The following is a 25,174-nucleotide window of genomic DNA, read 5'->3' as shown; positions in this document are numbered from 1 at the left end:
GCGTAGCACCGCCCACTCAAGATCGGACGCAGAGCGCCCAGAGCTGCGCGCCCACGCCAGAGCGTGGGAGTGATGACCAGTTGCCCGGCCATCGTGCCTGCGCCCTGCTTAGGCATGCAGTTCTGGACGCCTTGCGTCCTGCCGTGGCTGTCAGGCCGTCGGCGCACGCCTCGGATCGGGCTGCTTCCAGGCGTCTGCGGCGCTTTCCTCGATGGCTTGCTGAATCGCGCGTTTGCGGTTGTTTTCCGCGCGGCGGGTGAAGAACCAGACCAGGAAGGTCGCCAGTGAAACCGCCAGCAGGATCAGGCTCGCAACGGCGTTGATTTCAGGCTTCACGCCCAGTCGCACGGCGGAGAACACTTCCATCGGCAGGGTCGTCGAGCCCGGCCCGGAGACGAAGCTGGCGAGTACCAGGTCGTCGAGCGACAGCGCAAACGACATCATGCCCCCGGCAGCCAGCGACGGCGCGATCATCGGGATGGTGATCAGCAAGAACACCTTCCACGGACGTGCGCCCAAGTCCATCGCGGCTTCTTCGATCGACAAGTCCAGCTCCCGCAAGCGCGCCGATACCACCACCGCCACGTAGGCCGCGCAGAACGTCGTGTGCGCGATCCAGATGGTCATGATGCCGCGTTCCTGCGGCCAGCCGATCAATTGCGCCATGGCCACGAACAGCAGCAATAGCGACAGGCCGGTGATTACTTCCGGCATTACCAACGGAGCCGTGACCAGCCCGCCAAAGAACGTACGGCCCTTGAAGCGGCTGATGCGGGTCAGGACGAACGCAGCCATGGTGCCTAATGCCACCGCCGCAATCGCCGTATAGCAGGCGATTTCCAGCGAGCGCATCACCGAGCCCATCAGTTGCGAGTTGTCCAGCAGGCCGACGTACCATTTCACCGACCAGCCGCCCCAGACGGTAACGAGTTGCGAGGCGTTGAACGAGTAGATGACCAGAATCACCATCGGCGCGTAGATGAACAGCAGGCCGAAAACCAGCATCAGGTTCGAGAATCGAAAGCGGTTCATGCCTTGCCCTCCAGTTCTTTGGCCTGACTGCGGTTGAACAGGATGATAGGCACGATCAGCACCAGCAGCATGATGACCGCCAGCGCGGAAGCCACGGGCCAGTCACGGTTATTGAAGAATTCCTGCCACAGCACGCGGCCGATCATCAGGGTTTCCGGGCCACCGAGCAGTTCTGGAATGACGAACTCGCCGACCACCGGAATGAACACCAGCATGCAGCCGGCTATCACACCGTTCTTGGACAGCGGTACGGTGATTTTCCAGAAACTGTTGAAGGTACTTGAACCCAGATCGGACGCGGCCTCCAGCAGGCTGGTGTCATGCTTCACAAGGTTGGCGTACAGGGGCAGGATCATGAACGGCAGGTAGGAATAGACCACGCCGATGTACACCGCCAGGTTGGTGTTGAGGATCTGCAACGGCGAGTCGATCAGGCCCAGCCACATGAGGAAGGCATTGAGCAGTCCGTTGTTGCTGAGAATGCCCATCCACGCGTAAACGCGGATCAGGATCGCTGTCCAGGTCGGCATCATGATCAGCAGCAACAGGACGGTTTGCAGGTCCTTGCGGGCGCTGGCGATGGCGTAGGCCATCGGATAGCCAATCAGCAGGCACAGCAAGGTGCTGATGAAGGCCATTTTCAGCGAGCCCAGGTACGCCGAAACGTACAGGTCATCGCCACTGAGCAAGGTGTAGTTGGCGAAATTGAGGGCCATCTGCAGCTTTTCATCGGCGTAGCTGAAAATCTCGGTATACGGCGGGATCGCGACGTCGGCTTCGGCAAAGCTGATCTTGAGCACAATCAAAAACGGCAAGGCGAAGAACAGGAACAGCCAGAGGAACGGCACGCCGATGACCATCTGCCGCCCGTTGGGCGTTATGCGCTCGAAAGCGCGCTTGATCTTGCGTATTTTCATGAGCGCAGTACCACGCCGCTGTCGTCTTCCCACCAGACGTAGACTTCATCGCCCCAGGTAGGCCGCGCACCCTGACGCTCGGCGTTGGCAACGAACGACTGTACCAGCTTGCCGCCCGGCAGCTCGACGTAGAACACCGAGTGGCCGCCCAGATAGGCGATATCGTGGACCTTGCCGCGTGACCAGTTGTATTCGAAACCCGGCTGTTCTGTCGTGATCAGCAGCTTTTCCGGGCGCAGTGCGTAAGTGATGTGCTTGTCTTCCACCGAAGTACTGACGCCGTGGCCGACATAAATATTGCGCTCCAGCTCAGGACTGCTGATCAGTGCATGGCCTTCCATGTCCTCGATCACTTCACCTTCGAACAGATTGACGCTGCCGATGAATTCGCAGACCAGACGACTGGTCGGGGTTTCATAGATGTCGATCGGGCTGCCGATCTGCGCGATCCAGCCCAGGTGCATGATCGCGATACGCTCGGCCATGGTCATGGCCTCTTCCTGATCGTGGGTCACCATCACGCAGGTCACACCAACACGTTCGATGATTTCCACCAGTTCCAGCTGCATCTGCGAACGCAGTTTCTTGTCCAGCGCGCCCATCGGCTCGTCGAGCAGCAACAGCTTGGGCTTTTTGGCCAGCGAACGGGCCAGGGCCACGCGCTGACGCTGTCCACCAGAAAGCTGATGCGGCTTGCGCTTGGCGTACTGGGTCATCTGCACCAGCTTGAGCATCTCGGCCACGCGCGCATCGATTTCCGACTTGCCCAGTTTGTCCTGCTTGAGGCCGAAAGCGATGTTATCGGCTACGGTCATGTGCGGGAACAGCGCATAGGACTGGAACATCATGTTGATCGGACGTTCGTAGGGCGGCATGTCGGTGATGTCGACGCCGTCGAGGAAGATACGTCCCTCAGTCGGACGCTCAAAACCCGCAAGCATGCGTAACAGCGTCGATTTGCCGGAGCCCGAGCCGCCGAGCAGCGCGAAGATTTCACCCTTGTTGATCTGCAGGGACACGTCGTCCACCGCAATCGTCTCGTCGAACTTCTTGGTGACCCGATCGATCCGGACCAGCACCTCTTTGGGTTGCTGACCGCCTTCGATGGCTTTTTTGTAGGCGCCGGAGGCAACTGCCATGGGTGAAACTCCCAACAGGTAGGCTACCCGGCCAAAACGACCGGGTGCTGAATAGTTATTTGCCCGACTTGACCTTGGTCCAGCTGCGGGTCATGAGGCGTTGCACCTTGGGTGGCAACTCGCTGTTCACGAACAGGCGATCCAGCACTTCCTGAGGCGGGTAGACCGCTGCGTCAGTGCGGATTTTCTGGTCCATGAACTCGCCGGAGGCGGGATTGGGGTTGGCATAGCCGACTTCATCGCTGACCTGGGCAATGACCTTGGGGTCAAGCATGTAGTTGATGAAGGCGCTGGCGGCCTTCACATTTTTCGAATCCGCCGGAATTGCCAGCATGTCGAACCACAGGTTGCCGCCCTCTTTCGGGATGCTGTAAGCAAGCTTCACGCCCTTGCCTGCTTCTTCGGCACGGGAGCGGGCCTGGAACACATCACCCGAGAAACCGGCGGCAACGCAGATGTCGCCATTGGCCAGGTCGGTGATGTATTTGGATGAGTGGAAATAGGTCACGTAAGGACGAATCGCCATCAGCTTGGCTTCGGCCTTTTTGTAATCGGCTTCCTTGGTGCTGTTTGGGTCCAGCCCGAGGTAATTGAGCATCGCCGGCAGCATTTCATCAGCGGAATCCAGAAACGCTACGCCGCAACTGGACAGCTTCTTGATGTTCTCAGGCTCGAACAGGACGGCCCAGGAGTCGATCTTGTCGACGCCCAGCACAGCTTTGACCTTGTCGACGTTATAACCGATGCCGTTGGTGCCCCACAGATACGGCACGGCGTACTGGTTGCCAGGGTCGTTCTTCTCCAGACGCTTGAGCAGCGCCGGGTCGAGGTTCTTGTAGTTGGGCAGCAACGACTTGTCGAGCTTCTGGAAGGCGCCAGCCTTGATCTGCTTGCCGAGGAAGTGGTTGGACGGCACCACAACGTCGTAGCCAGTACGCCCGGCCAGCAACTTGGCTTCCAGGGTTTCATTGGAATCGAACACGTCGTACATCGGCTTGATGCCGGTACTGGCTTCGAAGTCTGCCAGGGTGGTCTTGCCGATGTAATCGGACCAGTTATAAATATGCACGGTGGATTCAGCCTGAGCACTGAGAGTCAGTGTCAGTCCGGCGGCCGCCAGCAAGGCTTTGGAAAAAATAGAAATAGACAAAGAATGAGTCCTTTTAACAGAGGGGCCTGAGCGCCAGAGGGCGTCCGGAAAACCAGACCGGCGCGCAACTTACCGCCTATGAGCCCAACCAGCAAAGTTTTAGGCAATATTCCTGTCTGCTGGATGCTGCGCGCCCGAAGGTTACGCAGCATCCACAGGTTTCATGACAGGCTTATTTACCTGACTTTATCTTGGTCCAGCTGCGGGTCATGATTCGCTGGGTAGCCGCTGGCAAGTCCGCGATGGCATACAGTTTGGCCTGGACGTCGGCAGGCGGATAAACGCCAGGGTCACCGGTGATTTCCTTGTCGACCAGCGCCGTAGCCGCCGCGTTACCGTTCGGGAAACGCACGGCGTTGGTGATTTCAGCCATGATTTCCGGCTTCATCAGGAAGGTCATGAACTTGTAGGCACCCTCGACGTTTTCGGCATCCTTGGGAATGGCGACCATGTCATAGAAGCTGCCGGCACCTTCTTTCGGAATGTTGTAAGCCACCTTGACCTTGCCACCGGCTTCTGCGGCGCGCGACTTGGCCTGGTAGATGTCACCCGAGTAGCCAACCGCTACACAGATGTTGCCGTTGGCCAGGTCCGAGATGTACTTGGACGAGTGGAAGTAGCCAATTGACGGACGAATCTTCATGAACAGCGCTTCAGCTTCGGCGAGCTGCTTCTTGTCCTGCGAGTCGGTCGGATAGCCGAGGTAATGCAGCGCAATCGGCAGCATTTCAGTCGGCGAATCGAGGAAGCTGATGCCGCACGACTTCAGCTTGGCCGCGTTCTCGGGCTTGAACAGCAAATCCCACGAGTTGACCGGCGCATCAGCACCCAGCGCGGCCTTGACCTTGTCCGGATTGATGCCGATACCGATGGAGCCCCACATGTACGGGAAGGCGTGCTTGTTCTCCGGGTCGCTGACCGACACGGCCTTGAGCAGCGATTCATTCAGATTCTTCCAGTTCGGCAGTTTGGACTTGTCCAACTCCTGGTAGACACCGGCCTTGATCTGCTTGGCGAGAAAGTTGTTGGACGGCACGACGATGTCATAGCCGGACTTGCCGGCCAGCAATTTGGCTTCCAGTGTCTCGTTGCTGTCAAAAACGTCGTAGACCACCTTGATGCCCGATTCCTTCTCGAATTTGGCAACGGTGTCCGGTGCGATGTAATCGGACCAGTTGTAGACGTGCAGCACTTTGTCATCGGCCTGCGCAGCGGTAGCCACAACGCCCATCAGGGACAGCGCGAGAAGGGTCTTGCCAAATTTTTTCATGCGTAGCTCCACTGTATTTTTATCACTGACCGTCGGTTAGCGGCTTGTAGCCATTAGTCTGGCAAGTTCCAGGGCAGGCTTTCAAGCTGCCCCTTGTTAAACAACGCACATCCCCGCACTTTCGAGCAGGTTCAGCCCTGCAATGCAGCCAGAGTCAGGTCCAGGCACTTGCGCGCCTTCTCCACCAACTCATCGATTTCCGCAAAACTGATCACCAGTGGCGGCGCAATGATCATCGTATCGCCAACGGCCCGCATGATCAGGCCATTGTCGAAGCAGAAGGTTCGACAGATCATGCCCGCGCCCTTGTCGGTGTAGCGCTCGCGGGAGACTTTGTCTTTCACCAGCTCGATGGCCCCCAGCAACCCGACGCCACGTATTTCACCCACCAGCGGATGATCGTTCAGTTCACGCAAACGCTTCTGCAAATACGGTGCCGTTTCCGACTTGACCCGTTCGACGATCTTTTCTTCGCGCAGGATACGAATATTCTCAAGCGCAACCGCTGCTGCCACCGGATGCCCCGAATAGGTGAATCCATGGTTGAAATCGCCACCCTCATTAAGCACCGCGACGATTTCATCACGCACCAGCAGGCCGCCCATCGGTACATAACCGGAAGTGAGCCCCTTGGCGATGGTCATCATGTGCGGTTTTAGGCCGTAGAAATCGCTACCGAACCACTCACTGGTGCGCCCGAAACCACAGATCACCTCATCGGCAACGAACAGGATGTCGTAGCGCGACAGGATCTCCTTGATCTTCGGCCAGTAGGAATCCGGTGGGATGATTACGCCACCTGCGCCCTGGATCGGCTCGGCGATAAATGCGCCGACGTTCTCGACGCCCAGTTCGAGAATTTTCTTTTCCAGTTGCCCGGCAGCCCAAACACCGAATTCGTCCGGCGTCATGTCGCCGCCTTCACCGAACCAGTAGGGCTGCGCAATATGCACAATGCCCGGAATCGGCAGGTCGCCCTGTTCGTGCATATACGTCATGCCGCCCAGGCTGGCACCGGCGACAGTGGAGCCGTGATAGCCGTTGACGCGGCTGATGATGGTTTTCTTGTTCGGCTGGCCTTTCAGGGCCCAATAATGACGCACCATGCGCAGCATGGTGTCATTGCCTTCCGAGCCCGAACCGGTAAAGAACACGTGGTTCATGCCCTCGGGAGATATCTCGGAAATGGCTTTGGCCAGCTCCAGCACCGGCGGGTGGGCGGTCTGGAAGAACAGGTTGTAATACGGCAGTTCGCGCATCTGTTTGCTGGCCGCATCGGCCAGTTCTTCGCGGCCATAACCAATCGCCACACACCACAGACCGGACATGCCATCGAGGATTTTGTGGCCCTCGCTGTCCCACAGATAAACGCCCTCGGCGCGAGTGATGATGCGCGGGCCTTTTTCTTTCAATTGTTTGTAGTCGCTGAACGGTGCCAGGTGATGCTCGCTGCTCAGGGCCTGCCATTCGAGGGTTTGCGGGTTGTTATTGGCACTCATGCAGCACCTCCTATGATCAGGTCAGTTATCAGAGCGCCGCGCATCAACCGGCGCGGCGCTCTGCGGGATCAGACAGCAAAGAGCAGGAATTCCCGCTCCCACGAGCTGATCACGCGCTTGAAGTTCTCATGCTCGGCGCGCTTGACCGCGACGTAACCGATGATGAATTTCTTGCCCAGGTACTTCTCGATGGTCTTGCTGTTTTCCATGCGTTCCAGCGCATCTTCGATGGTCAGCGGCAGGCGCAGGTTACGACGCTCATAACCGCGCCCCACCACCGGTGCACTCGGGTTGATGCCTTCGACCATGCCGATGAAGCCACACAGCAGGCTGGCGGCAATGGCCAGATACGGGTTGGCATCGGCACCCGGCAGGCGGTTCTCCACACGCCGGTTCTGCGGCCCGGCATCCGGCACGCGCAGGCCAACGGTACGATTTTCTTCGCCCCACTCAACGTTCACAGGTGCCGAGGTGTCCGGCAAAAAGCGCCGGAACGAGTTGACGTTGGGGGCGAACAGCGGCAACAGCTCGGGAATGAATTTCTGCAAACCGCCGACGTGGTTGAGAAACAGCTCGCTCATGGTCCCGTCTTCATTGGAGAAGATGTTCTTGCCGGTCTCGATGTCGATGATGCTCTGGTGCAAGTGCATGGCGCTGCCCGGCTCACCGGTCATCGGCTTGGCCATAAAGGTCGCCGCAACGTTGTGCTTGAGCGCGGCTTCACGCATGGTGCGCTTGAACACCAGAATCTGATCCGCCAGCGACAGGGCGTCGCCATGACGGAAGTTGATTTCCATCTGCGCCGTACCGTCTTCATGGATCAGCGTGTCGAGATCCAGATTCTGCAGTTCGCACCAGTCATAAACGTCTTCGAACAGCGGATCGAATTCGTTGGCGGCCTCGATCGAGAACGACTGACGTCCGGTCTCCGGACGCCCGGAACGACCAATTGGCGGCTGTAGCGGGTAATCCGGGTCGTCGCTGCGCTTGGTCAGGTAAAACTCCATCTCCGGCGCCACGATGGGCTGCCAGCCCTGATCGGCGTAGAGTTTGAGAACCTTCTTCAATACGTTGCGCGGCGACAGCTCGATGGGGTTGCCGTGCTTGTCGTAGGTGTCGTGGATCACCTGTGCGGTGGGCTCGACGGCCCAGGGCACCAGGTACACCGCGTTCTGATCGGGGCGGCAGATCATGTCGATGTCCGCCGGGTCCAGCAACTCGTAGTAGATCTCGTCTTCCACGTAGTCGCCGGTAACCGTTTGCAACAAAACGCTTTCCGGTAGACGCATACCTTTTTCAGCAATGAATTTGTTGGTCGGCGAGATCTTGCCACGCGTGATTCCGGTGAGGTCGGACATCATGCATTCGACTTCGGTAATCTTGTGTTCTTTCAACCAATCGGTGAGCTGGTCGAGGTTGGTACTCATAAATACCTCAGGGTTTTCATGTCCTGATCGCGATCAGGCGTTCTAGACGCATCGGCGTCATGGTGTGCAACTCGTTTCGGCAGAAGCCGATTAGGGGTAAGGTGGCACTTGCCGGGGCGCAATACCAGGCAGTCACCGTCACACCGACGTGGCCGTTATAGTGGTAGTGTCCGGTATTGAGAGTAGAGCAGGTAAGCCCGGAAGGCCGCTCGGAAGTTGGCGCAATGTGCGTCAAAACACCACGACCACTGATATCACAGGCATGATGAGCGCTGTGCGGGCTGGATATCTGCGTGCCGGTCGGCGGACGGTGAAGCATCGAACACCCGCTGTTGTTGCGCCATGGGTTGCGATCGAGCTTAGCCTCGTTCATTTTTTTATACAACAGCCCGTTAACGATAGAAGACAGGCTGCTGTGGCTGGTATTTAACGCCGGCCAAAAACACGATAAAACGCCCTAAATAGCAGCAAAAAAGGCCAAATGGCGCAGTTTTAGGGCAAAAAAGGCTCTATTGACTTCATCATGGCTTTCGGATTGACTGAGATCCGCAATCATTGATGATTGATATTTTTAACAACAAAGGTGTTGCATCATGTCGGTACCCCCGCGTGCCGTTCAGCTTAACGAAGCGAACGCGTTCCTTAAGGAACATCCTGAGGTTCTGTACGTTGACCTTCTGATTGCAGATATGAATGGTGTGGTGCGTGGCAAACGCATTGAACGCACCAGCCTCCATAAGGTTTACGAGAAGGGCATCAACCTGCCTGCCTCTTTATTTGCTCTGGATATCAATGGCTCCACGGTGGAAAGCACCGGCCTGGGCCTGGACATCGGTGATGCTGACCGAATCTGTTACCCCATCCCCGACACCCTGTGCAACGAACCTTGGCAAAAGCGCCCTACCGCGCAATTGCTGATGACCATGCACGAACTCGAAGGCGATCCGTTTTTTGCCGACCCGCGTGAGGTACTGCGTCAGGTAGTCGCCAAATTCGATGAAATGGGCCTGACCATCTGCGCCGCGTTCGAGCTGGAGTTCTACCTGATCGATCAGGAGAACGTAAACGGTCGTCCGCAGCCACCGCGCTCGCCGATCTCGGGCAAGCGCCCGCACTCGACACAGGTCTACCTGATCGACGATCTCGACGAGTACGTCGATTGTCTACAGGACATTCTCGAAGGTGCGAAGGAGCAAGGCATTCCTGCCGACGCCATCGTCAAGGAAAGCGCCCCGGCCCAGTTCGAAGTGAACCTGCACCACGTCGCCGATGCGATCAAGGCGTGCGATTACGCTGTGCTGCTCAAGCGCCTGATCAAGAACATCGCCTACGACCATGAAATGGACACCACCTTCATGGCCAAGCCTTATCCGGGTCAGGCAGGGAACGGTTTGCACGTCCACATCTCGATTCTGGATCGCGATGGCAAGAACATCTTCACCAGCGAGGATCCCGAGCAGAACGCCGCATTGCGTCACGCAATCGGCGGTGTGCTCGAGACCCTGCCGGCGCAAATGGCGTTCCTGTGCCCGAACGTCAACTCGTACCGCCGGTTCGGTGCGCAGTTCTATGTGCCGAACTCACCCACCTGGGGCCTGGACAATCGTACGGTCGCGGTTCGTGTACCCACGGGTTCGGCTGATGCCGTGCGTATCGAACACCGCGTTGCCGGTGCCGATGCCAACCCGTATCTGGTGATGGCTTCGGTGCTGGCGGGCGTGCATCACGGCCTGGTCAACAAGATCGAGCCAGGCGCCCCAGTGGAAGGCAACTCGTACGAACAGCACGAACAAAGCCTGCCGAACAACCTGCGCGACGCACTTCGCGAGTTGGACGACAACCCGGTCATGGCCAAGTACATCGATCCGAAATACATCGATATCTTCGTGGCCTGTAAAGAGAGCGAGCTGGAGGAGTTCGAACACTCCATCTCCGACCTTGAGTACAACTGGTATCTGCATACGGTCTGATTAAGGCCGAGCAACAAAAAACGCCGCAAGCCTTGAGCTTTGCGGCGTTTTTGCATCCGGTGCATTTGCCCTCGTTCCTCACACTACAACGGTGGGGGGGAGTGCCTGCCGCGGGCTCACTTTACGCTGAACGCGTGCCAACGCCAGGTACCAATGACCAGCGCCAAAGTCGCCAGCGCTGGCTCGGCCAGAGTGATTACCTGGAAGGCCGAAGAATTGGCTAACGCTGACCCTACAGTGAGAACCTTCCCACCAGTTTGTGCATGTCCACAGCAAGACGTGAGAGCTCGGAACTCGCTGCAGCCGTCTGATGAGCGCCCGCTGCGCTCTGGATGGAAAGATCGCGAATACTCATGAGGTTGCCGTCGACCGAACGGGCAACCTGCGCCTGCTGTTCCGACGCAGTAGCAATCATCATGTTCATTTCGTTGATTTCATTGATTGCTTTCGCGATCAGAGTCAACGCGGCACCTGCTTCATGAGCGATAGTGAGGGTGCCATCGGCCTGCTCGCAACTTTCACTCATGGCCTTGGTGGCCTGCGCAGTACCCGTGAGTATGTCGCCGATCATTTTCTCGATTTCCTGAGTCGAGGTCTGGGTGCGATGTGCCAAAGCTCTCACTTCATCGGCCACCACTGCAAAACCACGCCCCTGCTCACCGGCCCGCGCCGCTTCGATTGCAGCATTTAATGCCAGAAGGTTGGTTTGCTCCGCAATCGTGCGAATGACTTCCAGCACCTTGCTGATGTCCTTGGACTGCACTGCCAGACGCTCTACATCGACACTGGTGCTCTGCACCGTATTACTCAGTTTCTCGATGGCGCTGACCGTGCTGCTTACCCGCGCGGCGCCGGTACGTGTTGATTGATCAGAGGCTTTAGCAGCATCTGATGCAGCGGCAGCATTACGCGCCACTTCATCGACCGCGGCGGTCATTTGATTGACTGCGGTGGCTGCCTGATCGATTTCATTATTCTGGCGCAGCAAACCTCTGCTGGACTCTTCGGTGACGGCATTCATTTCCTCGGCAGCGGACGCCAGCTGAGTGGATGAATCGCCGATCAGCTTGATCGTATCGCGCAGATTGTTTTGCATCACCTGGGTAGAACGCATCAGGTCGGAAAATTCGTCTTTGCCCGTGACAGTAATCACGCTGCGCAGATCACCTTTGGCGATGGTGTCGTTGACACGCAGCATGTCGCGCAACGGTGTAACGATACTTTTGGTAAACAGCACGGCCAGTACAATCGTCGCCAGCGTCGCAGCCACAATAATGAAAATCACAAACTTCAGACCACTTTGGTACGAATCCTCGGATTCTTTTCCTGAGTTCGCGGCCTCGTCAATATTAAGTTGAACAAGTCCAGTCACGGCGCCGTCAAGAAGACGGGTAACAGGGGTCACATTGGCACTTAGATAGGCCAGAGCTTCAGTCGGCGCATTTTGCCGAATAAGTGAGGTCACTCCGTCAAATGCAGCCAGCATTTTGTCGGCGTTATCAGAGACGACCGCGAACAGTTGCACTTCTTTTGGGTTCGCATCTTCGCCCGTAACAAAAGGAACATAGAGCTTGATTTGTTTCTTTAATTCATCGCTAAGCGTGGCTATCGTACTGGTCGTCGTGGCCATGTCTTGCGGATTGGTCTGGGACAGCATTCTGCGGACTTCCAGCCTCAGGCGCAACATTGAGGCATTGATCCGGTCGGCCACCACCACGCTGGCCAGTGCGTCGTCTTCAAGGTCTCGGGCCGTCTCGCGAATTTCTCCCATTTTCCAAACGGAAATACCACCCAGGGCAACCAGTAACAAGGCGATAAACATAAAGCTGATTGTTGCGCGTAACGATACTTTCAGGTTTCTCATCGCCACAAATCCCTAGTGTTAATCTGGTTATAAAAAAAGTTATCGGCGAACTAAAGCGAAGCTTGAGCACAATAGCCCATCGGGCCTTGATAGACGCCACTCACTGTATCTCATCACATTAACAATCGCCCGCCAGTCCGCAGTAATATTGCCCACTAAATAAGGGGAAAAATTCAGGGTTGAATATTTTATCGCTGGTTATTCATGGAGTTGCGTGCAATACCAGAGGGGCTCCGCTTTGCAACCACGACACATAATGCTCACCTGAAGACGCAAGGTGTGTCTGCCGGGCGCTTGCCGCGTCGAGACACGCTGCGCGGGAACGATCGAGATTCGTTCCGACAGAATGCCTTACAATACCGCCAGCCCAATCAAGAGCCATGCACATGACACGCGCCGCCGCCCCCCGCAAGCCTCAAGCACGCAGCCAGGCCAGAATCGATTCGATTCTCGACGCTGCCCGCACGCTGCTTGCCGAACAAGGGGTGGCCAGCCTGTCGATCTACAGCGTTGCCGAGCGAGCCGGCATTCCACCCTCTTCGGTGTACCACTTCTTCGCCAGCGTCCCCGCGCTGCTTGAAGCACTGACCGCGGATATCCACGCCGCTTTCCGCGCATCGCTGCAGGACCCCATCGACACCGACCAACTCCATACCTGGCGCGACCTGTCACGTATCGTCGAACTGCGCATGCTGGCGATCTACAACGCCGACGCCGCCGCCCGGCAGTTGATTCTCGCGCAGCACGGCCTGACCGAAATCAACCAGGCCGATCGACAGCACGACATTGAGCTGGGGCATTTGATGCTTGAGGTGTTTGATCGCCACTTCCAGTTACCTGCGCTGCCGGACGATGTAGACGTGTTTGCGCTGGCGATGGAACTGGGGGATCGGGTATATGCGCGTTCAGTGCAATTGCATGACGAAATCACACCACGCATGGCCGAAGAAGGCATGCGGGTGTTTGATGCTTATCTGGGTTTGTATTTGCCGGTGTTCTTGCCGAAACGCATCCAGAACACCTGAGATAAAGCAAAAAACCCCGGAGGGTCAGGACCGTCCGGGGTATTTTTTTGCCCATCGATTACAACTTGGCGATGGAGACTTCAGTCGACTTCACGAAGGCAATCACTTCACTGCCAACGACCAGCTCCAGCTCTTTGACCGAGCGAGTGGTAATGACCGACGTCACGACGCCCGAAGCGGTTTGCACGTCGATTTCAGACAGTACGTCGCCGTGGACGATTTCCTTGATGGTGCCTTTGAACTGGTTGCGAACGTTGATGGCTTTGATAGTCATGGCATGTCTTCCTTTGGGGGATCAGGGTTAATTTGCCCAGCGCAATTGCGTGGGCAGTGGCGAAAAAGGTTCCGGGTCGGGCGGCGAGCCTGGGAGTGCCAGCACGCGGTTGAGTACTTCGGCTTCCAGTGCCGCAAGGCGATGCGAGCCGCGAACGCGTGGACGAGGCAGATCGACCAGCAGGTCGAGGCCGATCTGTCCTTCCTCGATCAGGATCACCCGGTCGGCAATCGCGACGGCCTCGCTGACATCGTGAGTGACCAGCAGCACGGTGAAGCCGTACTGGCCCCAGAGCTTTTCGATCAGTTGCTGCATCTCGATCCGGGTCAGGGCATCCAGCGCACCCAGCGGCTCGTCGAGTAACAGCAGGCGTGGTTTGTGAATCAGCGCGCGGGCCAGTGCAACACGCTGCTTCTGGCCACCGGACAATGCTGCAGGCCATTCGTTGGCCCGCTCGGCAAGGCCGACAGCCTCAAGCGCTTCAAGGGCCTGCGTGCGCCAGTCGCCGCTGAGACCCAGGCCGACGTTGTCGATGATTTTCTTCCAGGGCAGCAAGCGCGCTTCCTGAAACATCAGCCGCGTGTCTTCGCGAGCATCGTCCAGCGGCGCAGAGCCCGCCAGCAAGCGGCCCTCGGTCGGTTTATCCAGACCGGCGAGCAGGCGCAGCAAGGTACTTTTGCCGCACCCGCTTCGGCCGACAATGGCGACGAACTGACCGGCCGGAATGTGCAGGTCGATGTCCTTGAGCACTTCGCGGGAGCCAAAGGTTTTTTTCAGGTTTTGCACTGCCAGCGGGATGCCGCGCAACAGATGCGGTGGTTGCTGTTTCAGACTGGTCATGCGGCACCGCCTTTGCTCGCTTGATAGGCCGGATGCCAGCGCAAGCAGACACGTTCCAGGCCTCGCGCGGCTAGATCGGCCAGTTTACCGAGTACGGCGTACAGCACGATGGCCAGCACCACGATGTCGGTTTGCAGAAATTCCCGTGCGTTCATCGCCAGATAGCCGATGCCGGAACTGGCCGAAATGGTTTCAGCGACAATCAGCGTCAGCCACATGAAACCCAACGCAAAGCGCACGCCGACCAAAATTGAGGGCATGGCCCCCGGCAGGATGACATGGCGAAACAAGCTGAAACCTGACAAGCCATAACTACGAGACATCTCTACCAGCGCCGGATCAATGTTGCGGATGCCGTGATAGGTATTCAGGTAAATCGGAAACAGGGTGCCCAGCGCGACCAGAAATATCTTGGCGGTTTCGTCGATGCCGAACCACAGGATGACCAGCGGAATCAGTGCCAGGTGCGGTACGTTGCGGATCATCTGCACCGAGCTGTCCAGCAGACGCTCGCCCCACGTGCTCAGGCCGGTGATAAAGCCCAGCGCCAGGCCGATGCCGCCGCCGATGGCAAAGCCGATCCCGGCGCGCCAGCCACTGATTGCGAGGTGAGTCCAGATTTCGCCACTGGCGACCAGGTTGACGCCCGCCTCAATGACGGCGCTGGGCGCTGGCAGGATGCGCGTGGACAGCCAGCCAGCGCTGACCGACAGTTGCCAGATCGCCAGCAGCAAAACCGGAAGTGCCCAGGGCGCCAGTCGGTGAACGATGCGTTGCGAAGCACTGAGGCTCATGGAGTTTTCTCCTCGAAGGGCCTGTTGATCACTGCGCCTGAGCCACAGCAGCAGGTGGCGTCCAGACCACGTCAGCGATGCTGAGCGGCTTGGGAATCAGTTTGAGCTGGTAGAAGGTGTCAGCGATTTTCTGCTGCGCAGCGACCACCGACGGAGACAAGAACTGCGCGCCGTAGCCCTGGCGCTTCACCGAGGTCAGGGTGATATCGGCAGGCAGCCCCAGCAACGGTGCGACCTGTTTGGTCACTTCTTCCGGGTGAGCCTTGGACCACTCGCCCACGGCACGGACTTCCTCGATCAGGGCCTGGATTACTTTCGGATTCTTCTGCGCGTAAGGTTTGGTTGCCAGATAGAACTGGTGGTTGTCGACGATGCCAGTGCCGTCTTTCAATGTGCGCGCCTGCAGTTGTTGTTCAGCTGCGGCCTGGTACGGGTCCCAAATGACCCAGGCGTCCACGCTGCCGCGCTCGAAAGCGGCGCGCGCATCAGCTGGCGGCAGGAACACAGTCTGGATATCGGTGTACTTGAGACCAGCGTCTTCCAGCGCTTTAACCAGCAGGTAATGAACGTTCGAGCCTTTATTGAGCACGACTTTCTTGCCTTTCAGGTCCTTCACCGAGGTGATCGGTGAGTCCTTGGGCACCAGGATGGCCTCGCTGGTGGGAGCGGGTGGCTCGTAAGCAACGTACAGCAGATCGGCACCCGCAGCCTGAGCGAAGACCGGCGGTGTTTCACCGGTTACGCCGAAGTCGATAGAGCCCACGTTCAGCCCCTCAAGCAACTGCGGGCCACCGGGAAATTCGGTCCATTGCACTTTCACGCCCTGCTCGGCCAAACGCTTTTCCAGCGAGCCCTTGGCTTTGAGCAGGACCAGCGTGCCGTATTTCTGATAACCGATGCGCAGGTCTTCTGCCTGAGCCTGAGTAACGACACCAAGAGCAACCGCAGCAGCAAACAGCGCAACAAGGCCTCGACGCAAAATGACAGTGCGCATGCTGCGCTCCTATACCGATATGGGTGGGTCCCTGCTCGACAGATGCCGATGGACAAAACGGGAATGAGGAGACATTAACAGTCATTTTTTATATCTATAAATCTTATTTATTCATTTGGTTATTCCATAAATGAATATAAGAACCCTCAACCATCGCGCCCCGCTCAGAGTCTGCATGCTGTTCTGGATGCTCTGCGTCCGATCCTGACTGTGCGGTGCGGTGCGGCGAAGATAGGTGACGCAGAGCGTCACCCACGGCATTCACACGTTGGAGTGAGGAACGATCAATCGGTGTCCGGCATGCTGTATCGCTCCCACGCTCCGCGTGGGAGCACCGTTCTTGAAGCTCTGCGTCCGCTTTTGGCAGTTCTACGCTGGAGTGCACACGAAGCCTGGGCACAATAAAAAAGGGCCGATAAATCGGCCCGAATAACCCCACGCCTGGTTGATCGAAAATCAGCGGTTTGGCTGTGGCGTCAAGCGCAGGTAAGGCGTGACGGCCTTATAGCCCTTGGGAAAGCGTTGCTTGATCTCGGCTTCGTCCTTGATCGACGGCACAATCACAACATCATCGCCATCCACCCAGTTGGCAGGCGTGGCAACTTTGTAGTTATCGGTCAGCTGCAAGGAGTCGATAACCCGCAATATCTCGTGGAAGTTGCGCCCGGTACTGGCTGGATAGGTAATGGTCAGGCGCACTTTCTTGTTCGGATCGATCACGAACAGCGAACGCACCGTCAGTGTGTCGCTGGCATTGGGATGAATCAGGTCGTACAGGTCGGAAACCTTGCGATCGGCATCGGCCAGGATGGGGAAGTTGACCTGGGTATTTTGCGTGGTGTTGATGTCGTCGATCCACTTGATGTGCGAGTCGACCGGGTCTACCGACAGCGCAATCGCCTTGACGCCCCGCCTGGCAAACTCGTCTTTCAATTTGGCGGTGAAACCCAGCTCGGTGGTGCAGACAGGCGTGAAGTCGGCCGGATGGGAAAACAACACACCCCAGCTATCGCCGAGCCACTCATGGAAACGGATACGACCTTCGCTGGATTCCTGCTCGAAGTCCGGGGCGATGTCGCCAAGTCGCAGTGTCATGATGGTGCTCCTGGTAATGTTCGGGATGTCTTGGTCTGACCTCACTGTGCGCCCGATGCAGGAAAATCAAAAAGAATAAATAATCACTTTCATATAGCCATAAGAAATATCAAAAACAAGACAAAAGAAACCCCGCGCAAGGCGGGGTTCCTTTGAACATCAATACACTTACATGAAGTTGTAGGTGTAGTTGAAGATCAGACGGGTTTGGTCAGCATCAACAGCGCCGTTGAGGCCACCATCAGCACGGTAGTTCCCGCGACGCAATGAAGTGCCCAAGCCTTTCAATGGACCGCTCTGTACCACATAGTCAAGGCGCACATCGCGCTCCCACTCAGAATACTCGTTGCCGAACGAAGTGGTATTACGTGCGCCTTTGATGTCATCGCCGTAGAGGTAGGCAACGGCTGCTTTAAGGCCTGGAACGCCAACCTTGGCGAAGTCATACGAGTACTGACCGAACGTGGTGTTTTCACCCGCACGGTTGAAGCCATTGATCATCGAGTCAGTGAACAGGTAGAAACTCGAACCGCCGTTGCCTTCGGAACTGGAGCGGCTGGTGCCGTTTTTGGTGACATTACCCTGGCCCAGATAAACCATACCGCCGTCATCACCAACCTGCTGACGACCAAGCATCAACGCATGGCCACCCAAGGAGTAGGTAAACATGGCGGACCAGGTGGTGTTGTCTACTTCACCAGCTTTTTTGGCATAACCGCCATTGTTGTTGAAACTGTAGCCAGTTGCGCCGCTGCTGTTTTTGCCGTCAGAGCTGCTATTGAAGTAACGCAGGTCAGTCTTGAAGGACTGGTTGTCGCTGATCTGGTAGACATGAACCAGACCCAAGAAATGTTGCTTGTAGAAGTCTTCAAGGTTGGCGTAGTAGTACTGCAGGGTCAGGTCTTTGGTGACTTTCCAGTCTGCGCCAGCGAAACGGAACTGGTCGCTGCCCTCAGTAGCGCCAGCAACGGACAGGTCCGTCCAGTTGCTCGAAGCACGACCAATGGACTTGCTCAGTTGACCAGCGGTGAAGGTCACGTTGTCCAGATCCTTGGACGTCAGGATACCGCCCTGGAAAGCCTGAGGCAGAAGACGACCATCGTTGCTGACCAGAATTGGCAGGTTAGGTGCCAATGCGTTACCGACTTTCAGCTCGGTTTTCGAGAAGCGTACCTTGCCGTTGGCGCCCAGACGGCTCCACTCGTCAACTGAAGAACCATCAGTGTCAGAAGGCGAGATGGCACCGTTCACTGCGTGATGGCCACGGCCACCATCAAGGTGAACTCCCACCAGACCTTGCAGGTCAAGACCAAAACCAACAGTGCCCTGAGTAAAGCCCGACAGGTAGTCAAACTTCAAACCAGTAGCAGTCTCACGATTGTTGGCCGAGCCAGGCTCACGCTGGTCGTTGTCAAAATACAGAGTACGAGAGCTAACGGACGCTTTGCTGTCTTCAAGGAAACCAGCTGCACCGGCCTGCTGGGCCAATACACCGACGGTTACGGCCAAGGCCAGGGTGGACTTCTTCATTGCTACGCTCCTCGTGAATCTAATTTTTTATATCCATGGTGCCGGGCTTTGCCCTGACCCACGGATTAGCGATAGGCGACAGTCCCGATCCGAGATCAATGGATTCTGTTCGCCCTGACTTTTGACTAGACCGCGTTTGTCGATGGCAACACGTTGACCAAATGCCTTTATGCGCTAAAGAAACTTTTTCAAGAGTCCTGAGAACATCCAGTCATATGTCACAGCTCGTGTCAGCAGCAACGTCACGGAGTGTATCGACCTAATTACCCAATTCCCAAAATATATTTTGGTACCGTTCGTCAGATCTCTCGTTTTCACGCACCCAGCCGCAGAAATGCGGCCGTTCCGGTCTCGGTCATCATGGTAGGCACAATAGTGGCCAACCGATGAAAGCCTTGCGGTTCGGGCACTTCGGGGAGACTAGTCAGTTAATGTGACAGTTGTCATCACTTTGATGATGCACCCTCTTCGAGCACAAGAAAATTTCTTCACTTGGCTTTTTTGGGCCATTTTCAAGGTCTTTTTATGATGAAAACCCGTTCCTCACTGTAGACCAGATGAACAAAAAGGCAATTTTGGTGTCACGCGCAGCTCCACTCGGCCATTTGGCAGAAGCGCGAAGAGGCGTTTATACGCGGGGGACATACGGTTCGACGGTCGTCTTCCAGCGAACGAGTGCATCAGTATGGGTTTCTGCGCATGCGTGGTGCGCAAATTGAGTGCGCCTGGGGACAAGCACAGGCGTCGGTAAGCAGTGCGTTATCAAAAGTGCGCGGCACAGCAATATGATCGACCCAGAATTGCGGTCGTGATACAGACTTCCGCCTGACATATAAAATATTTAAAAATCAAACGGTTATGAGATGAATAGAGATCACATAGTTTGAAAGGCGCTACATGAATTCAGATCTAGGGAAGTTTTTCAGGGCCCTCTAATGAAAACTGGCACGCCCTCTGCATTAGCTTATACATCACCAGTTTTGGGGACCTTGGTACAGGCAGGCCGGGGATTCCCCTCTTTTATTCCTCCCGGAGACTGACCTCCAGTCTCCAGCGCCCGTCCACCTTCTCAGTGCGCCAGTCGCCATGAAGTGGGCGGGCTGCCAGGAGCGTAAGCACCAACCCCTTCTCCCCTTGTTCTACCTTCCAGCGCGCTACCTTGTTGTCGAATCTCAGCTGCCCCGTCCATGGCCGCCCTGAAGCGTCGACATTGAGCACCACTGCACCGTCTACCGTCGCGCCCTGATACTTCGGTTCTTCGTTGAACCAGAGCGCCAGCCCCGTGGGCAACTCCTCGATCTGCTCAAGCTCGACAGGATCAGGCTGCAACAGACGACCGATAATGGTGCCCACGGTGAAGCCGACAATTGCCATCGAACCAAGAACACGCGGCCATAGCTTCGGTCTCGGGTCCTCTTCAGGGGTAGAATGCATCCCGTCCTTTCGTTCGGAGCCGTGCATGTTTCACGTCATCCTTTTTCAACCAGAAATTCCGCCGAATACCGGCAACGTCATCAGGCTGTGCGCCAACAGTGGCTGCACCCTGCATTTGATCGAACCATTGGGTTTCGAGCTGGACGACAAGCGCCTGCGCCGTGCCGGTCTCGACTATCACGAGTATGCCACGCTGCAGACTCATGCTGATCTGGCCAGCTGCCTGGAGAAAATCGGCAACCCCAGGTTGTTCGCTTTCACCACCAAAGGCTCGCGACCTTTTCATGATGCGAGCTTCGAGCCAGGCGATGCATTTCTGTTCGGCCCGGAAAGCCGCGGCCTGCCCGCCGATATCCTCGACTCGCTGAGCAGCGAGCATCGCCTGCGACTGCCCATGCGCGAAGGCTGCCGTAGCCTGAACCTGTCCAACACCGTCGCCGTGGCGGTCTATGAAGCATGGCGTCAGCACGGATTTGCCTAGACCGATGCGCGATGCACAAAAAAGCGCCCCGAAAGGCGCTTTTTGCTTGCAGCGGTAACGCTTACTGAACAGTCGGCGTTTCGCCAGCTTCCTGCATGCGTTGCAGTTCTTGCGCGTACAGAGCGTCGAAGTTCACCGGAGCCAGCATCAGCGCAGGGAACGAGCCGCGAACGACCAGGTTGTCGATGGCTTCGCGAGCGTAAGGGAACAGGATGTTCGGGCAGAACGCGCCGAGGGTGTGGCTCATTGCGCCGTCTTCCAGACCCTTGATCAGGAAGATACCGGCCTGTTGCACTTCAACGATGAAAGCCACTTCGTCGCCGTTGTTGACGGTCACCGACAAGGTCAGCACGACTTCGTAAAAATCACCTTCCAGTTGTTTCTGGCGGGTGTTGAGGTCAAGACTGACGGTTGGCGTCCATTCCTGGCGGAAGATTGCCGGGCTTTTTGGCGCTTCGAACGACAGGTCGCGAACGTAGATACGCTGCAGGGAAAATTGCGGGCCGTTTTCTTCGTTTTCAACAGCGCCGTTGTTCGGTTGATCGGTCATCTCGGATCCTTGTCAGATAGGGCTGAAAGATTAAAGGGAATCAGGCCAGCAGCGCATCAAGCTTGCCGGCACGCTCCAGAGCGAAAAGGTCGTCACAGCCGCCCACGTGGGTCGAGCCGATCCAGATCTGCGGTACAGACGTGCGACCGGCTTTCTTGGTCATCTCGGCGCGGAGCTGCGGCTTGCCGTCCACCCGAATTTCCTCGAAAGCCACGCTTTTGCTCTGCAATAACTGTTTGGCACGTATGCAATACGGGCAATAGTCGCTGGAATAGACGATGACTTGAGCCATTTTCACTTCACCAGAGGAAGATTATCGCCGCGCCAGCTGGAAATCCCGCCGGACAGCTTGGCCGCCTTGAAGCCGGACTTGAGCAGCTCCCGGGCGGTGCTGCCCGCATGCTGCCCCATTGCATCGACTATGATCAACGTCTTGTCCTTGTATTTCTGCAGTTCATCGGTGCGGGTCAGCACCTTGTCCTGCGGAAAGTTCAGGGAGCCGACAATGTGACCCGCCGTGAAATCCTTTTTGGAGCGCACATCGATGACCACGCCCTGATCGCTGTTGACCAGCGCTGTCAGCTCGCGGGTGCTAAGGCTGGCGCCGCCTTTGCTCATTTCGTAAGCGATCAGCAGTCCCAGCAGAATGACGAAGGCACCGGTGATCAAATAGTGGTTAGTGGCGAATTCAAGCAGGTGAGCAACCATCAGTAGGTTCCAGGGCGTTAAAATGTCGGCCAGTATACACAGCAGCCAAGGTCGGCCAAAGTCCGTACGGCAGTGACGCCGTTTGAACTTGTCCTTAAAATGCCGTTCCCTTGTACTTTAATCCAACCAGCATCGAGTGGGTTCTATGACTGCCACGCCAAAACCTCTGGTCCTTATTATCCTGGATGGCTTCGGACACAGCGAAAGCCACAAGGGCAATGCCATTCTGGCCGCCAAGATGCCAGTCATGGATCGTCTCTACGAAACCATGCCCAACGGCCTGATTTCCGGGTCGGGTATGGACGTCGGCCTGCCGGACGGGCAGATGGGCAACTCTGAAGTCGGTCACATGAACCTCGGTGCAGGTCGGGTGGTGTATCAGGACTTCACCCGGGTGACCAAGGCCATTCGTGACGGCGAGTTTTTCGAAAACCCGACCATCTGCGCTGCAGTGGATAAAGCAGTCAGTGCAGGCAAGGCCGTGCACATCATGGGCCTGCTGTCCGATGGCGGCGTTCACAGCCATCAGGATCACCTGGTCGCCATGGCCGAACTGGCCGTCAAACGCGGCGCCGAGAACATCTATCTTCACGCGTTCCTCGACGGTCGCGACACACCACCGCGCAGCGCAAAGAAGTCCCTTGAGCTGATGGACCAGACCTTCGCTCGCCTGGGCAAGGGTCGAGTCGCCACGATCATTGGCCGCTACTTCGCCATGGACCGTGACAACCGGTGGGACCGGGTTTCTTCTGCCTATAACCTGATCGTCGACAGCACGGCAGAGTTTCACGCGGAGACTGGCGTAGCCGGGCTTGAAGCCGCCTATGCCCGCGACGAGAACGACGAGTTCGTCAAAGCCACACGCATTGGCGAGCCCGCCAGAGTGGAAGATGGCGACGCGGTGGTGTTCATGAACTTCCGCGCCGACCGCGCCCGCGAACTGACCCGCGTATTCGTCGAAGACGATTTCAAGGACTTCGAGCGCGCCCGCCAGCCAAAGATCAACTACGTGATGCTGACCCAGTACGCGGCGAGTATCCCGGCACCCTCCGCGTTTGCGGCGGGCAGCCTGAAAAACGTACTGGGCGAATACCTGGCTGCCAACGGCAAGACCCAGCTGCGTATTGCCGAGACTGAAAAATATGCGCACGTCACCTTCTTCTTCTCTGGCGGACGTGAAGAACCGTTCCCCGGCGAAGAGCGCATCCTGATTCCGTCACCGAAAGTTGCCACCTATGACCTGCAACCGGAAATGAGCGCGCCGGAAGTGACCGACAGAATCGTCGATGCCATCGAACATCAGCGTTACGACGTGATCATCGTCAACTATGCCAACGGCGACATGGTCGGCCATAGCGGGATCATGGAGGCCGCGATCAAGGCGGTTGAATGCCTGGACGTCTGCGTTGGGCGGATTACCGAAGCGCTGGAAAAAGTCGGCGGCGAAGCGTTGATCACGGCAGACCACGGCAACGTTGAACAGATGACCGATGACTCCACCGGACAGGCGCATACTGCACACACGTCAGAACCGGTGCCGTTCGTCTATGTCGGCAAACGACCGCTGAAAGTTCGCGAAGGCGGGGTTCTGGCTGATGTCGCGCCCACCATGCTGCAACTGCTGGGCATGGAGAAGCCAGCGGAAATGACTGGTCATTCGATCCTGGTGACCGAGTAAACCGCTGAAAACCGGCCTTTAGCCATTAGGCAAGGCCGGTTTTTTATGTTCCAGGCCTCAAAGCAGTGGCTGCGAGGCGTTTTTTTTGCAACGCATGGCGGGCATACTAGGCCTGACATTTTTTCTCACAATTCCTCGGTATCGCCCACCCACATGCTCCGCGCCTTGATTGCCCTTGCTCTGATCTGCCTGCTCAATCCGGCGTTTGCCGAAGACGAGCGTGTGCAAACCCAAAAACAGATAGATGCTGCGCGCCAGGACGTGACGGAGCTGCAAAAAGTCCTGGGCAAGCTTCAGGAAGAACGTGCAGGCGTCCAGAAGGATCTGCGCACCACTGAAACCGACATGGGCAAGTTGGAGAAGCAGGTCGAGGTCCTGCAAAAGGAACTAAAAAAGACCGAAGCCGAGCTGCAAAAGCTCGACAGTGAGAAAAAAAAACTCAACACCGCTCGCGTTGAACAGCAACGTCTGATTGCCATCCAGGCCCGCGCCGCCTATCAGAGTGGCCGCCAGGAATACCTCAAGCTGTTGCTCAATCAGCAGCACCCCGAGAAGTTTGCCCGAACCCTCACCTATTACGATTACCTGAGCCAGGCGCGTCTGGCGCAGCTGCACAATTTCAATGAAACCTTGCGCCAGCTGGCCGGAGTCGAAAAAGACATCGATCTGCAACAGGCACAATTGCTGGTGCAGAAGAGCAACCTGGAAAGCCAGACCGAAGAACTGGCCAAGGTTCGCCAGGAACGCCAGCAGGCGTTGGCCAAGCTGAATCAGGACTACAAGGCGCGCGATCAGAAATTGCAGGCACGCCAGCAGGATCAGGCTGACCTGGCCAAGGTGCTCAAGACCATCGAGGAAACCCTGGCCCGTCAGGCACGCGAAGCCGAAGAAGCGCGTCAGAAGGCGCTGGTTGCAGCCCGCGAAGCTGAGGAGAAACGTCAGCGCGAAGCTGAAGCCGTGGCTCGCAACAACAATAGCAACAGCAGCAAGGCCGATGCTGAACCCGCACCGCGTCGCCCGGTCAAAGCCCCCGGCGCAGTCGTTTCCAGTGCCGGTGTTTCCTACGGCGGACCTTTTGCCGAGGCCAAGGGAAAACTTCCATGGCCTATCGATGGTCGACTGCTTGCACGTTTCGGTGAAGCGCGCGGTGATGATGAGCGGACCAAATGGGACGGCGTCATGATCAGTGCGGCAGCCGGAAGCCAGGTACATGCGGTGCACGGCGGACGAGTGGTGTTCGCTGACTGGTTGCGCGGTGCCGGGCTTCTGGTCATTCTCGACCATGGCAATGGCTATTTGACCCTCTATGGGCACAATCAGAGTCTGCTCAAGTCGGCAGGTGACATTGTAAAAGCCGGTGAAGCGATCTCCACGGTCGGCAATAGTGGCGGTCAGGACACGGCAGCGTTGTACTTTGCTATTCGTCAGCAGGGTCGCCCCAGCGATCCGGCCCAATGGTGCCGCACTCAAGGATAAGTCGGCGCCAATATCTGTAGGAGTTCG

At 57.1% G+C, this 25,174-nt stretch carries 24 protein-coding genes; 5 read left to right on the top strand and 19 right to left on the bottom strand.

What is annotated here, in order from left to right; all coding sequences use genetic code 11:
- Positions 1-150: 150 nt before the first annotated feature.
- The 8 genes from N018_RS01135 to N018_RS27140 all read right to left on the bottom strand — a co-directional run bounded on the left by N018_RS01135 (position 151) and on the right by N018_RS27140 (position 8,807).
- A complete protein-coding gene (locus N018_RS01135) occupies positions 151-1,032 on the bottom strand; it encodes an ABC transporter permease subunit (RefSeq protein WP_024647209.1) in 882 nt (293 codons plus the stop codon).
- Positions 1,029-1,949, bottom strand: a complete 921-nt coding sequence (locus N018_RS01130; RefSeq protein ID WP_024647210.1) for an ABC transporter permease subunit — start codon at positions 1,947-1,949, stop codon at positions 1,029-1,031. Before N018_RS01130 ends, N018_RS01135 begins: the two co-directional genes overlap by 4 nt.
- Entirely contained in the window at positions 1,946-3,088 is a 1,143-nt protein-coding gene (gene potA, locus N018_RS01125) for a polyamine ABC transporter ATP-binding protein (protein WP_024647211.1), read from the bottom strand. The genes N018_RS01130 and potA overlap by 4 nt, the downstream gene beginning before the upstream one ends.
- 55 nt (positions 3,089-3,143) lie before the next feature.
- The gene (locus N018_RS01120; RefSeq protein ID WP_025388636.1) at positions 3,144-4,238 is read right to left on the bottom strand and encodes a polyamine ABC transporter substrate-binding protein; all 1,095 of its coding nucleotides are present in this window, start codon (positions 4,236-4,238) and stop codon (positions 3,144-3,146) included.
- 172 nt (positions 4,239-4,410) lie between these two features.
- The gene (locus tag N018_RS01115) at positions 4,411-5,508 is read right to left on the bottom strand and encodes a polyamine ABC transporter substrate-binding protein (RefSeq protein WP_024647213.1); all 1,098 of its coding nucleotides are present in this window, start codon (positions 5,506-5,508) and stop codon (positions 4,411-4,413) included.
- Positions 5,509-5,639: 131 nt separating this feature from the next.
- The gene (locus N018_RS01110) at positions 5,640-7,007 is read right to left on the bottom strand and encodes an aspartate aminotransferase family protein (RefSeq protein ID WP_025388635.1); all 1,368 of its coding nucleotides are present in this window, start codon (positions 7,005-7,007) and stop codon (positions 5,640-5,642) included.
- A gap of 68 nt (positions 7,008-7,075) precedes the next feature.
- The gene (locus tag N018_RS01105) at positions 7,076-8,434 is read right to left on the bottom strand and encodes a glutamine synthetase family protein (protein ID WP_024647215.1); all 1,359 of its coding nucleotides are present in this window, start codon (positions 8,432-8,434) and stop codon (positions 7,076-7,078) included.
- Positions 8,435-8,450: 16 nt separating this feature from the next.
- Positions 8,451-8,807, bottom strand: a complete 357-nt coding sequence (locus tag N018_RS27140; protein ID WP_154219924.1) for a hypothetical protein — start codon at positions 8,805-8,807, stop codon at positions 8,451-8,453.
- Positions 8,808-9,027: 220 nt separating this feature from the next.
- Between N018_RS27140 and N018_RS01100 the strand changes: the two genes are divergently transcribed.
- Positions 9,028-10,404, top strand: coding sequence for a glutamine synthetase family protein (locus tag N018_RS01100; protein WP_007252721.1), 1,377 nt, complete (start codon positions 9,028-9,030; stop codon positions 10,402-10,404).
- 232 nt (positions 10,405-10,636) lie between these two features.
- Here N018_RS01100 and N018_RS01095 read toward each other — a convergent pair whose 3' ends face one another.
- The gene (locus N018_RS01095; protein WP_038400862.1) at positions 10,637-12,268 is read right to left on the bottom strand and encodes a methyl-accepting chemotaxis protein; all 1,632 of its coding nucleotides are present in this window, start codon (positions 12,266-12,268) and stop codon (positions 10,637-10,639) included.
- A 386-nt stretch (positions 12,269-12,654) separates the two neighbouring features.
- On the opposite strand from N018_RS01095, the gene N018_RS01090 reads away from it, so the two are divergent.
- On the top strand, positions 12,655-13,293 hold the full coding sequence (locus N018_RS01090) for a TetR/AcrR family transcriptional regulator (protein WP_024647217.1): 639 nt from the start codon (positions 12,655-12,657) through the stop codon (positions 13,291-13,293).
- Positions 13,294-13,351: 58 nt separating this feature from the next.
- On the opposite strand, the gene N018_RS01085 is transcribed toward N018_RS01090, so the two are convergent.
- The 7 genes from N018_RS01085 to N018_RS01055 all read right to left on the bottom strand — a co-directional run bounded on the left by N018_RS01085 (position 13,352) and on the right by N018_RS01055 (position 20,281).
- A complete protein-coding gene (locus tag N018_RS01085) occupies positions 13,352-13,567 on the bottom strand; it encodes a TOBE domain-containing protein (RefSeq protein ID WP_002555770.1) in 216 nt (71 codons plus the stop codon).
- Positions 13,568-13,594: 27 nt separating this feature from the next.
- Positions 13,595-14,407 carry an aliphatic sulfonates ABC transporter ATP-binding protein gene (gene ssuB / locus N018_RS01080; protein WP_024647218.1) on the bottom strand — a complete coding sequence of 271 codons (813 nt, stop codon included), beginning with the start codon at positions 14,405-14,407 and terminating at the stop codon, positions 13,595-13,597.
- The gene (gene ssuC / locus N018_RS01075; RefSeq protein ID WP_024647219.1) at positions 14,404-15,201 is read right to left on the bottom strand and encodes an aliphatic sulfonate ABC transporter permease SsuC; all 798 of its coding nucleotides are present in this window, start codon (positions 15,199-15,201) and stop codon (positions 14,404-14,406) included. The genes ssuB and ssuC overlap by 4 nt, the downstream gene beginning before the upstream one ends.
- Before the next feature lie 28 nt (positions 15,202-15,229).
- On the bottom strand, positions 15,230-16,195 hold the full coding sequence (locus tag N018_RS01070) for a sulfonate ABC transporter substrate-binding protein (protein WP_025388633.1): 966 nt from the start codon (positions 16,193-16,195) through the stop codon (positions 15,230-15,232).
- A gap of 456 nt (positions 16,196-16,651) precedes the next feature.
- Positions 16,652-17,290 carry a peroxiredoxin gene (locus N018_RS01065; protein WP_025388632.1) on the bottom strand — a complete coding sequence of 213 codons (639 nt, stop codon included), beginning with the start codon at positions 17,288-17,290 and terminating at the stop codon, positions 16,652-16,654.
- A 168-nt stretch (positions 17,291-17,458) separates the two neighbouring features.
- A complete protein-coding gene (locus tag N018_RS01060; protein WP_025388631.1) occupies positions 17,459-18,820 on the bottom strand; it encodes an OprD family porin in 1,362 nt (453 codons plus the stop codon).
- 1,020 nt (positions 18,821-19,840) lie between these two features.
- On the bottom strand, positions 19,841-20,281 hold the full coding sequence (locus tag N018_RS01055; protein ID WP_025388630.1) for a hypothetical protein: 441 nt from the start codon (positions 20,279-20,281) through the stop codon (positions 19,841-19,843).
- On the opposite strand from N018_RS01055, the gene trmL reads away from it, so the two are divergent.
- Positions 20,280-20,735: a tRNA (uridine(34)/cytosine(34)/5-carboxymethylaminomethyluridine(34)-2'-O)-methyltransferase TrmL gene (gene trmL / locus N018_RS01050; RefSeq protein ID WP_002551469.1), complete on the top strand. Its 456-nt coding sequence runs from the start codon at positions 20,280-20,282 to the stop codon at positions 20,733-20,735. The two genes, N018_RS01055 and trmL, sit on opposite strands and share 2 nt — an antisense overlap.
- 61 nt (positions 20,736-20,796) lie before the next feature.
- Here the strand turns inward: trmL and secB are convergent, their stop codons facing one another.
- Genes secB through N018_RS01035 form a run of 3 tightly spaced genes read right to left on the bottom strand, consistent with a single transcriptional unit; the run spans position 20,797 to position 21,993 of the window.
- A complete protein-coding gene (gene secB / locus N018_RS01045) occupies positions 20,797-21,285 on the bottom strand; it encodes a protein-export chaperone SecB (RefSeq protein WP_024646364.1) in 489 nt (162 codons plus the stop codon).
- 40 nt (positions 21,286-21,325) lie between these two features.
- Positions 21,326-21,577 carry a glutaredoxin 3 gene (gene grxC, locus N018_RS01040; protein ID WP_002551467.1) on the bottom strand — a complete coding sequence of 84 codons (252 nt, stop codon included), beginning with the start codon at positions 21,575-21,577 and terminating at the stop codon, positions 21,326-21,328.
- A 2-nt stretch (positions 21,578-21,579) separates the two neighbouring features.
- Positions 21,580-21,993, bottom strand: a complete 414-nt coding sequence (locus N018_RS01035; protein ID WP_024646363.1) for a rhodanese-like domain-containing protein — start codon at positions 21,991-21,993, stop codon at positions 21,580-21,582.
- A gap of 145 nt (positions 21,994-22,138) precedes the next feature.
- Between N018_RS01035 and gpmI the strand changes: the two genes are divergently transcribed.
- Both gpmI and N018_RS01025 read left to right on the top strand, forming a co-directional pair.
- A complete protein-coding gene (gene gpmI, locus N018_RS01030) occupies positions 22,139-23,671 on the top strand; it encodes a 2,3-bisphosphoglycerate-independent phosphoglycerate mutase (protein WP_025388629.1) in 1,533 nt (510 codons plus the stop codon).
- A 153-nt stretch (positions 23,672-23,824) separates the two neighbouring features.
- On the top strand, positions 23,825-25,147 hold the full coding sequence (locus N018_RS01025) for a murein hydrolase activator EnvC family protein (RefSeq protein ID WP_024646361.1): 1,323 nt from the start codon (positions 23,825-23,827) through the stop codon (positions 25,145-25,147).
- Positions 25,148-25,174 lie beyond the last annotated feature (27 nt).

This window comes from Pseudomonas syringae CC1557 (assembly GCF_000452705.1).
Lineage (GTDB): Bacteria > Pseudomonadota > Gammaproteobacteria > Pseudomonadales > Pseudomonadaceae > Aquipseudomonas > Aquipseudomonas syringae_F.
Note: the sequence above shows the minus strand (reverse complement) of the source record. Positions and strands in the feature narration are given on the sequence as shown.